The sequence below is a fragment of the Sphingorhabdus sp. EL138 genome (assembly GCF_945890115.1).
Lineage (GTDB): Bacteria > Pseudomonadota > Alphaproteobacteria > Sphingomonadales > Sphingomonadaceae > Sphingorhabdus_B.
Window position 1 is genome coordinate 123,554 of sequence record NZ_CAMDCK010000005.1, and the last position, 10,513, is coordinate 134,066.

Genomic DNA, 10,513 nt, shown 5'->3' on the forward strand with positions numbered 1-10,513 from the left:
AAATCCCCGACAGCGAAAATATGACGACCAACACGCCCAACGACAAGTACCAAAAGCGCAGCGACCCGGCCAACGCATAAAAATCCCTAACTCGATGGAAACCGTCGAAAAATCTCATTTCATTCTAATGCCGTTACGCTGCCTTTGCGGCAGGCGCTCCGCGTAACAGACCCTCGGTGCTTAAATCTTCGTCAATATCGGGCCAATGGATGCCATAGCCGCCGGCACATTTCTCCCAATGCGCGCGCTGCTCGACCGAAGCATTTGCCAAACGCGGGTACCAAGCAAGCGGAGCAGAAATAGTCCGGCCATCCATCAGGTCCACTATCAGGCTATGCTCGTCAAAACGCACATCGAGAACGCGCTCGTCGGTGATTTTAGCCGAAATATTCATGCCACTTCTCCGTGAACAACATCTGATGCTCGCTTACGATTCTGATTATGCCAGAAATCTGGTGCGCCCGAAAGCCCCTGCTTTTTGCGACCTCCAAACTGCCAAGCCAAATCTTAATGGTTGCCTCTCCCTTGTCGATATGAACATGCGGAGGCTCGTTTGGCTCATGGCTGAAAAAGTAAAATCGAAAGCCATTTTCCCGGTATATGGTGGGCACTCACGCTTCCCCTCACTCCAAAACATACAGTCCCGGCGCGGCTTCCATGGCTGGGTGCTTTTTGCTCCCCTGCGTTTTCGGCGCGGCAATCTCGGTGCCCGACCGTGCGTGGAGCCATTGCATCCAATGTGGCCACCAGCTTCCGGCGACTTCTTCGGTGCCCTTCATCCATTCATTAACATCGGCAGGGGTCTTGCCCTTGCTGTGCTTCCAATATTTCGCCTTGGGGTTTCCGGGCGGGTTTAGGATCGCTTGCATATGCCCTGCTTGGCTGAGGATGAATTCCACATTTTTGCTGCCGAACAATTGCGTCGAGCGATAGCAAGCACGCCATGGCGTGATATGGTCGGTGGTCCCGCCCAGAACAAACAGGTCGCCCGTCACCTTGGTCAGGTCAAGCGTGTGGCTCGCAATGTCGAACGTGCCGGGCTTGGCATAAGCATTGGCCTCAAACAGCTCCAAGAAATCGCCCATCAATGCCGATGACAGGTTGGTCGCATCGGCATTCCAGAATAGGATATCAAAGGCTGGGGGATCATCCCCAAGCAGATAATTGTTGATGACATAGTTCCAAATGAGGTCATTTGGCCGCAACCATGCAAAGCCGCGCGCAAGGCTGCTGCCCTCAATCACGCCTTTCTTCGCCGCGCGTTGCCGCGCCAGCGCGATGCCATTGTGCGACACAAGGCTCGATGCCTCGGTATCGCCGGGCTTGGGTTCTAATACGCATACCATCATGGTGATCGCATTGGCGCGGGTGTCGCCCATCGATGCCAGCTTCGACAGCAACACCGACATCGTCTGCCCGCCCGAACAGCCGCCCGAAATATTGACCTTGTCGCTGCCGGTAATTTCACACACCACATCCAGGGCCTTGATGCAGCTTTCGGTATATTCGGCCATGCCCCACACGCCCATATCATCGGTGGGGTTGCGCCAGGAAATCATGAATGGCTGAATGCCATGGTCGGTCTGCCATTTGATGATCGATTTTTCAGGCGACAGATCATTAATATACATTTTGTTGATCTGCGGCGGGATGGTCAGTTGCGGCGTTGCGAACACCTTGTCGGTCGTCGGCGCATATTGGATGAGTTCAAAGCGTTCGTCGCGATACACAACCGCGCCCTTTGCCGTTGCGACATTCTCGCCAAGCTTGAACGGCTTTTTGTTAACTTGGCTCACCATCATATCGTTGTGAACCATGTCATTATAAGCGTTTTTCAGGCCTTTCACGAGGCTAAGGCCGCCCGAATCCACCAGCCGCTTTTGCGCGGTCGGGTTGCCAATCAGGGTGTTGGTCGGGGACATCGCGTCGATGATGATTTGCGAAATGAAGTTTGCACGGTCGCGTTCAAGCGCATCGAGTTCCAAATCTTCAATATAGCTTTTGACGCCCTTTTGCACCGCGAGATAATATTGCGCGCCCGCCTTAAAAAACGGGTTGAACGTCCATGCCGGATCCATGAAGCGCTTGTCCTTGGCATCAGGCGCAAGGTCGGATTTCCCGGTCATGATCTTCACAACATCTTCGGAAAATCTGGTCGTTGCCTGCCATGCCTTATCGGGGTTGCTCGCGGTCTGGCGCAGCATCAGGCCAATCGCGCCAATAAAATCCTCCCGCGCCAAACCGGCCAGCGGACCAAGCGCCATGGTGGCGTCATTGGCGGCGTCAAAAGCGCCTGCGATGCCTGAAAAAGGCGCGCCTTTCTTTTGCGATTTCTTTTTGCCAGCCTTCGCGCTGCCACCTGTGTCCGACTTGCTCGCCATAGTCCCCTCCTCTTTTCCCATGCGAAAGATTGCACGGCGTGCGACCTGCGTCAAACACTCCGCGTAATGTGAACAATTGCAAATAGATATATCAAAACTGGAGACATATCACTGCGGCGCTTAACACGCAGGTCAGGCTGCAATTGCGGACGGAGATTGGGCAGGTCAAACGGCGTTGTCACCGTTAAAATTTGACGATGGATGTCCGCAAACGGCATCCTATTGTCTTCTGTCGGAATTGGCTTCTGCTCCTGCAGCGCTTAAACATCTGTTGGGGCGCGCGCAAAGCCAGCCGCCCTTGCACAACCAAAAGTCGGATCATGCGTAGCTTTTTCAACATAGTCGCCTTTAGCCTCACGCTCTCTTGCGCCCTTGGCATCACCGCATGTGCGACCATAACAACGGCATATGCCGGTGAAACGGCAGATGTGACCGATCCGATTGTGGCAGCCGACGAAATGCTAAAAACGGACATTGACAGCTATTGGAAGAAATTCCCCGGTCGCGCCGGCATCGCCATCTACACGCCCTTTTCCGACGAGATTATCGGCAAGCGTCAGACCGAGCGTTTTCCGCAACAAAGCGTCTCCAAAATGTGGGTAGCGCTAACGATTTTGGAACAGGAAGCTGCGGGTAAATTTTCGTTGGATAAACGCATTCGTGTTACCCGCGATGACATCGTTGTCTTCAGCCAGCCGCTTAAAAATTATCTCAACGGGCAGGAATCGTTCGATATGCCGTTACGCGAATTGCTCGTGCATTCTATCCATGCCAGCGACAATCTCGCCAATAACGTCCTTTTGCGCGTTGCCGGAGGCCCGCAAGCGATCAACCAAATGCTTGACCGGCGAAAAGTGCAATCCATTCGCTTTGGTCCTGGTGAAGTCCTGCTGCAAAGCGCAATTGCCGGGCTGGAGTGGCAAGCCGACTTGCGTAAGGGCAATGCGTTCAAGGCCCAACGGTCAACCATCCCGATGGCGAAAAGGAAGGCTGCGCTGGACGCTTATCTCGAAACGCCGCTCGACGGCGCGGCCCCCGGCACAATCGCGTTGGTGCTGAAACGTTTTAGCGAACGTGATGCCAATGACCCGGGCGCCAAATTGCTGAAGTTAATGGCTGGCACCTATACGGGGAAATCCCGTTTGCGGACCGGCCTCGCCCCGGGCTGGCGCCTCGCGCATAAAACGGGAACTGGGCAAGTGCTGGGTTCGATAGCAACGGCAATCAACGATGTGGGCGTGATGCGCGCGCCGGATGGCTGCGTCTATCCTGTGGCGGTGATGATAGCGGAAACGCGCGCCGGTATGGGAGCAACAAATAATTTTATACAAAATGTCGCTCGCGCCGTGACGCGCCACCACGAGCGCATTCACCCGAAAGCGAAAGCCGCTGAGGCAATGCCCAAGCCAAAGCCAGTCGCCAAGGCGACGAAAAACTGAGGATTACGGGCATGACAACTCCGCTCCCGTCATTCTCCGAGGATTTATCACCCCAGTTGTAACGCCAAAAGTGTCCAATATGTTGCAATAGTAAATATTAATTTACATAAATTTACATAAAAAATGTTACAGATGTAAACCAATGGCCTAGAACGTTCGTCGGGGACCGGTCGAATAAGGGTGAAATTGTGAGCAACTATTATATCGCCGTCGTCGAGGACGACACCGTATTTGCAGCCGAACTCGAAGAGTTTTTGGGCGGCTTGGGTTACACCGTAGCGAGCTACAACTCGGCGCAGAAATTCCTGACAGCCGTGCGCCAAAAAGAATGCGACCTCCTGATCGCCGACTGGTCTATTCCAGACCTGACCGGTATTGAAGTGATAGAATATATCCGGAAATTCCATCCTGATATGCCCTCCATCATGCTCACCGCACGCAATGATCGCCGTGACGTCATCCGTGGGCTTCAAGCAGGTGCTGACGATTTCGTGTCGAAGCCAGTTGACCCGGAAATATTGTCCCTGCGGATCAAGTCGGTTTTGCGCCGCTATAATGGCGATGTGCGGACGCGGCCGGAATCGGTAGTGCTGGGTCCATATCTCTTACGTCCATCAACATCGACGGTGTATTTCGACGACGAAGCTATCATCTTGCCGAAGCGGGAATTCGATATGGCGATGCTGTTTTTCAGCAATCCCAACCGATTATTATCGCGCCAATATCTCGCGGCAACATTATGGGGCAAGGTTGTCGACTATCAATCGCGGACCATTGATACGCATGTCGCACGGCTGCGCAAGAACCTGAAACTTGACCCGACATTGGGCATTAGCTTAAATGCCTTATACGGTTTCGGCTATACTTTGCAGGCCGATCCGCATGCTATAAACGCTGCAAAAGAGCCGCTGGCTATGTTAGCATAGTTCGAATTATCCTGTTATAATAATCTTATTAAATCAGGCTCTTATGCCAAATGTATCAGAGCAATAGTTTTTGCTCGACGCCGCCGATGACATTGCATCATCGGCGGCGTCGATCATAGCATCGCGGCTTTGCCTCCGCAAAAACTGGTCCAGCTCGTGGCGGGGATGAATATATCGCGCATCATCTTGGACGACTGCCTTTCGATTGATGATGCCCTGATGTTTCAGGCGGCGGACGCAACCCACGGCCAAGGCCCGGATTTTGGGGAATTCAGCCGCACTCAACCGCATTAAGGCGCAAGGGAAATTAACCCTTTTCCAACGCCTCGCTTGCGGCAACCCAGCGGGCTTCCGCCGCCTCTTGCGCCGCGACAATCTTACCCCGACGTTGCGACAATTCGCCCATCGTCAGATTCTTATAGTCATTCGCCGCCGCCTGCGGGTCAAACATGGCCTTGTCGATGGCCGACAGCACGACCTCCAGCTTTGCAAGGTCCGCCTCGGCATCGCTCACATCGCGCTTCAGCTTTGCCTGCGCCTCACGCGCGGCAGCTTGGGCTTTTTTGTCGTCCTTGCGATCGGCCTTGGACATTTTCTCCTTGGCTGGCCCCTTGCCCAGGATGAAGTCGGTATAATCCTCAATCGTGCCGGAAAATTCGGTCGCGGTCCCGCCGTCAACCAGCACCAGCCGGTCCGCCGTCAGCTCCAGCATATGGCGGTCATGGCTGACCAGCACCACTGTGCCGTCATATTCGTTCAACGCCTGCACCAATGCCTCTCGCGCATCGACGTCCAAATGGTTCGTTGGTTCATCGAGGATCAGCATATGCGGCGCATCGCGCGTAATCAGCGCCAGCGCCAGCCGCGCGCGTTCACCGCCCGATAGCTTGCCGACCTTCGTCGTCGCCTTTGCCCCGGAAAAGCCGAACCGCCCCAGTTGCGCGCGCACCGCGCCGGGGCTCGCGCCCTTCATCTGCTGGGTCATATGCTCCAGCGGGGTGTCGTCGCCGTCGAGCTCCTCCACCTGATATTGCGTGAAATAGCCGACGCGCATCTTGCCCGACGCGCTCATCTGCCCCTCCATCGGCGTCAGTTGCGCCGCAAGCAAGCGCGCCAGCGTCGTCTTGCCATTGCCGTTGCGCCCCAGCAAAGCGATCCGGTCATCGGGGTCAATCCGCAGGTTCAACCGCTGCAATATCGGCTTGCCTTCGGTATAGCCAACACTCGCCAGATCGAGCGTCACCAAGGGCGGTTTCAATTCATCGGGGCTTGGAAAGTCAAAGCTTAACGTCGGGTCTTCGGCCATTGCGGCAATCGGCTGCATCCGCGCCAGCGCCTTGGCTCTGGACTGCGCCTGTTTCGCGGTTGACGCGCGCGCCGAGTTACGCGCGACATAATCCTGCAACTTGGCGCGTTGCGCGTCTTGGCTTGCCTTGGCCGCCGCCAATTGCGCGGCGCGTTCGGCACGTTGCCGCTCAAACGAGTCATAGCCGCCGGAATACAACGTCACCTGACCATTATCCAAATGCAGGATATGGTCGACGACATTGTTCAACAAATCGCGTTCATGGCTGATCACCACCATCATCGCCGGATAGCCCTTAAGGAAATTTTCCAGCCACAAGGTCGCTTCCAAATCCAAATGGTTTGACGGCTCATCGAGCAACAGCAAATCCGGCTGCGAAAACAGCAACGACGCCAGCGCCACGCGCATTTTCCACCCACCGGAGAAGCTATCGAGCGGCCGCCCCTGCATCTCTTCATCAAAGCCAAGGCCAACCAAGATACGCGAAGCGCGCGCGGGCGCGGTATAGGCGTCAATCGCGATCAGGCGTTCATGCACTTCGGCCATGCGGTCGGGGTCAAGCCCCTCTTGCTCGCTTTCGATCATCAACGCCGCGCGCTCGGTATCTGCCGCCAGCACCGTTTCAAACGGCGAGGAATCCCCCGCAGGCGCCTCTTGCGCGATATAGCCGATGCGCGTGCCCTTAGGCATGTCGAGGCTACCGTCATCGGCCTCCAGCGATCCAATCATCACCTTCATCAATGTCGATTTACCCGCGCCATTACGCCCGATCAGCCCGATACGGCTGTAAGGCGGCAAAGCCGCCGTGGCGCGGTCAAGGATAGTGCGTCCGCCAAGGCGCACGGTGATACCGTTCAGATTAAGCATGGAGGGCCGCCTAGCAGACCAAGCGCGCCCTGTCAGTCAGAGAATTGGGGTTTATGTGGGGCGAATGCAGATGGAGAAAACCCGCGTCGCCGCAGCGCAGGTTTGGGGACTATCGCGCCTGTCGTCAAAGCGCGGAGTTCGTAACAAGCGACCAATCTGAACGCAATGACGGGAGGCAGGCGCGGCGAAGGAGAGTTGTGTGCGTTTCCAAATCCCAAATAATACGGCAATGCCGTATGAAAACCATTTGCCAACTATGCGCCATTGCCGTATCTAGACGGAGCTATGCACACCGTCGTTGAAACTGATAGCTACCTTCGTGACGCGAAAACTGCGGGGATGTCAGAGGACGAACGGAATGCAGCAGTCGATCTGGTGGCAACCGACCCGGAGGCGGGTGACATGATGCAAGGAACCGGCGGCGTCCGCAAGGCACGGCTCGCTGGCCGAGGCAAAGGCAAGTCAGGCGGTTACCGGCTCGTCTATTATTTCGGCGGAGGCGATATTCCAGTGTACCTGCTCACCGTGTTTGGCAAAGGTGAAAAGGCAAATCTGACGCAAGGCGAGAAAAACGCGCTGAAGTCACTAACTGCTATTTTAACAGGTAGCGCAAAATCGACGTGAATGATTGGCAAAAGGAGGTCGACTATCATGACCAAAGCATTTGAACAGATCGCGGCCGGGCTGAAGGATGCCATCGCCTTTGCACAGGGCGATGCGACGAAGGGTCGCGTTGTTGCAGGACCCGACGTAAAGGCCATCCGCGTCAAGACCAAATTGAGTCAAGTGAAGTTCGCCAACAAGCTGCGCGTGCCCGTCGCCACCGTGCGCGATTGGGAACAGCACCGCCGCTCCCCCGATGCACCAGCGCGGACGTTGCTGGCTATGGTGGATGCCGATCCTAAGGCGGCGCTGGCTTTGATTGAAAAGGGGATGGGTTGAGTTTAGGGGTTTTCGTGCCCGTCGCCGTAATTCCGATGAATTTAGGGCACTGTCACCGCAATTGGAATAATCACTTGATCTATTATCTTTAAAATAGAGGCTTTAATGACAAAAAAAAAGCAATCTAGAATTTTTTCAACTTTACTCTTGCTTTCAGCAGTGTGCTTTTCCATATTTCAACAAATATATGATGGAAACTATAAAGTTCTGGCATCATTTTCTATCGCTATTGCTTGTATATACACCATGTATGCTTTACATAAAGAAGACAATAATGAATAACATAATTTGAATTACGGTGACAGTGCACTAAATTATTGCACGCTGCGCATCACGGTTATAAGCTGACGAATTAAGTGCACTGTCACCGTCATTCCCGTAATTCCAAGTGATAGCGTCGGTTGTACTTGCTTTTGCGTTAGTTGTTTCGTTTATCAAAAAACCAGTGAAGAGCTAGAAATTCAGGAAGGGCTGCTAAATGCCGTCCTTCCAACTCAGAATAAGTTTTGGCGGGATATTTGTTTCAAAGCGGAGGCTAGGCCTCTACTCCTCCCCCATCCGCAGCGCAGCGATAAACGCCTCCTGCGGAATGCTCACATTCCCGTACTCACGCATCCGTGCCTTGCCCTTTTTCTGCTTTTCCAGCAGCTTTTTCTTACGGCTGATGTCGCCGCCATAGCATTTCGCGGTCACGTCCTTGCGCATGGCTGCGATGGTTTCGCGGGCGATGACTTTGCCGCCGATGGCCGCTTGCACGGGGATTTTGAACAAATGACGCGGGATGAGGTCTTTTAGGCGTTCGCACATGCCGCGGCCGCGCGATTCCGCCGTGCCGCGGTGGACGATCATGCTCAACGCGTCGACCGCGTCGCCATTGACCATGATGCTCATCTTCACAAGGTCGCCTTCGCGGTGGCCGATCTGGTGATAATCGAACGAGGCATAGCCACGGCTGATGCTTTTTAGGCGGTCGTAAAAGTCGAACACCACCTCATTCAACGGCAATTCATAGACGATCTGCGCGCGGCCACCGACATAGGTCAGCTGCTTTTGAATACCGCGCCGGTCTTGGCATAATTTCAAGATGGAGCCGAGATATTCATCGGGGCAGTAAATCGTCGCCTGTATCCACGGCTCCTGAATTTCGTCGATGCGGTTGACGTCGGGCATGTCGGACGGGTTGTGCAGTTCCATCTCGCACGCGTCTTCGGTTTTGCTGCGGCTGAGTTGCAGCTTATACACAACGCTCGGCGCGGTCGTGATGAGGTCGAGGTCGAACTCGCGAGTCAGCCGTTCCTGAATGATCTCCAAATGGAGCAACCCCAAGAAACCGCAGCGAAAGCCAAAGCCCAAGGCGGCGCTGCTTTCGGTTTCGAAGCTGAACGATGCGTCGTTGAGGCGCAGCTTGCTGATGCTTTCGCGCAATTTTTCAAAGTCGGCGGCGTCGGTCGGGAACAGGCCGCAGAAAACCACGGGCTGCACTTCTTTAAAGCCGGGGAGCGCTTCGGCGGCGGGGCGCTTGGCATCGGTAATGGTGTCGCCGACGCGGGTTTGCGCGACTTCTTTAATCTGCGCGGTGATGATGCCAACTTCGCCCGCCGCGATTTCGGGCAGGATTTCCAGCTTTGGTCGCATACAGCCGACGCGGTCGACCAGATGCTTTGTACCAGCGGCCATGAACTGAATTTCCTGACCCTTTTTGATAACGCCATCAATAACGCGGATCAGGATGACGACGCCCAGATAGGGGTCATACCAGCTATCGACCAACATGGCTTTGAGCGGCGCGTTGCGGTCGCCCTTTGGCGGCGGGATGCGGGTGACGACCGCCTCCAGCACCTCAGCGATGCCGATGCCCGATTTGGCGCTGGTCAGGACGGCGTCGTCGGCGGGCAGACCGATGATTTCCTCAATCTCGGCCTTGACCTTGTCCACCTCAGCGGCGGGCAAATCGATCTTGTTGATGACGGGCACGATTTCATGGTCATGCTCAATGGATTGATAGACGTTGGCGAGCGTTTGCGCCTCCACCCCTTGCGCCGCGTCCACGACGAGCAACGCGCCTTCGCACGCGGCAAGGCTGCGCGATACTTCATAGGCGAAGTCGACATGGCCCGGCGTGTCCATCAGGTTCAATTGATAGGTCAGGCCGTCATGCGCGGTGTAATCCAGCCGCACCGTCTGCGCCTTAATCGTGATGCCGCGTTCTTTCTCAATGTCCATATTATCAAGAACTTGGCTCGTCATCTCCCGCGCGGTAAGCCCGCCCGTTTGTTGGATCAACCGGTCGGCCAGAGTCGACTTCCCATGATCTATGTGGGCGATGATGCTAAAATTGCGGATGAGAGAGAGTTCAGTCATGCAGCCGCCCCTAGCAGGGCCGCCCCGCGCCTTCAAGCATGGCGGAAAGGCGGTAGGGGGTTATGTGAGATGGGGTGCGCGATTGGGGTGTGTGTAGGAAAGTGGTTTTGTGGGGAAACCCGTCACCCTGAACTTGTTTCAACTGTAGGACTGTACGGACTCGTGGGACATCTTTCATATTGCCGATAGGCAACCAGAAGGATGGAACCGATGACCAAGGAAGAACGAGATATTCAGCGCAAGCTAAAGGTGCTGCGCCATGCTGAGAAGATCGGTGATGTAGGCAAAACA

10 protein-coding genes are annotated in these 10,513 nt (G+C 55.1%); 4 read left to right on the top strand and 6 right to left on the bottom strand.

Annotation, left to right across the window (positions count from 1 at the left end):
* Positions 1 to 133: 133 nt before the first annotated feature.
* Genes Q0O07_RS03850 through Q0O07_RS03860 form a run of 3 tightly spaced genes read right to left on the bottom strand, consistent with a single transcriptional unit; the run spans position 134 to position 2,381 of the window.
* Positions 134 to 394, bottom strand: coding sequence for a DUF2442 domain-containing protein (locus Q0O07_RS03850; RefSeq protein WP_295490565.1), 261 nt, complete (start codon positions 392 to 394; stop codon positions 134 to 136).
* The gene (locus Q0O07_RS03855; RefSeq protein ID WP_295490567.1) at positions 378 to 611 is read right to left on the bottom strand and encodes a DUF4160 domain-containing protein; all 234 of its coding nucleotides are present in this window, start codon (positions 609 to 611) and stop codon (positions 378 to 380) included. The genes Q0O07_RS03850 and Q0O07_RS03855 overlap by 17 nt, the downstream gene beginning before the upstream one ends.
* 12 nt (positions 612 to 623) lie before the next feature.
* The gene (locus tag Q0O07_RS03860) at positions 624 to 2,381 is read right to left on the bottom strand and encodes an alpha/beta fold hydrolase (RefSeq protein ID WP_295490569.1); all 1,758 of its coding nucleotides are present in this window, start codon (positions 2,379 to 2,381) and stop codon (positions 624 to 626) included.
* Positions 2,382 to 2,701: 320 nt separating this feature from the next.
* Between Q0O07_RS03860 and Q0O07_RS03865 the strand changes: the two genes are divergently transcribed.
* The gene (locus Q0O07_RS03865) at positions 2,702 to 3,820 is read left to right on the top strand and encodes a serine hydrolase (protein ID WP_295490571.1); all 1,119 of its coding nucleotides are present in this window, start codon (positions 2,702 to 2,704) and stop codon (positions 3,818 to 3,820) included.
* A gap of 188 nt (positions 3,821 to 4,008) precedes the next feature.
* Positions 4,009 to 4,746, top strand: a complete 738-nt coding sequence (locus Q0O07_RS03870; protein ID WP_295490573.1) for a response regulator transcription factor — start codon at positions 4,009 to 4,011, stop codon at positions 4,744 to 4,746.
* Positions 4,747 to 4,779: 33 nt separating this feature from the next.
* Here the strand turns inward: Q0O07_RS03870 and Q0O07_RS03875 are convergent, their stop codons facing one another.
* A complete protein-coding gene (locus tag Q0O07_RS03875) occupies positions 4,780 to 5,037 on the bottom strand; it encodes a hypothetical protein (RefSeq protein ID WP_295490574.1) in 258 nt (85 codons plus the stop codon).
* 16 nt (positions 5,038 to 5,053) lie between these two features.
* Positions 5,054 to 6,919 carry an ABC-F family ATP-binding cassette domain-containing protein gene (locus tag Q0O07_RS03880; RefSeq protein ID WP_295490577.1) on the bottom strand — a complete coding sequence of 622 codons (1,866 nt, stop codon included), beginning with the start codon at positions 6,917 to 6,919 and terminating at the stop codon, positions 5,054 to 5,056.
* 285 nt (positions 6,920 to 7,204) lie between these two features.
* On the opposite strand from Q0O07_RS03880, the gene Q0O07_RS03885 reads away from it, so the two are divergent.
* Positions 7,205 to 7,543, top strand: coding sequence for a type II toxin-antitoxin system RelE/ParE family toxin (locus Q0O07_RS03885; RefSeq protein WP_295490580.1), 339 nt, complete (start codon positions 7,205 to 7,207; stop codon positions 7,541 to 7,543).
* A 27-nt stretch (positions 7,544 to 7,570) separates the two neighbouring features.
* Complete coding sequence (locus Q0O07_RS03890; RefSeq protein WP_295490583.1) at positions 7,571 to 7,861, top strand: transcriptional regulator; 291 nt, start codon at positions 7,571 to 7,573, stop codon at positions 7,859 to 7,861.
* Between the two features lie 543 nt (positions 7,862 to 8,404).
* Here Q0O07_RS03890 and lepA read toward each other — a convergent pair.
* The gene (lepA, locus tag Q0O07_RS03895; RefSeq protein ID WP_295490585.1) at positions 8,405 to 10,222 is read right to left on the bottom strand and encodes a translation elongation factor 4; all 1,818 of its coding nucleotides are present in this window, start codon (positions 10,220 to 10,222) and stop codon (positions 8,405 to 8,407) included.
* Between the last annotated feature and the right edge of the window lie 291 nt (positions 10,223 to 10,513).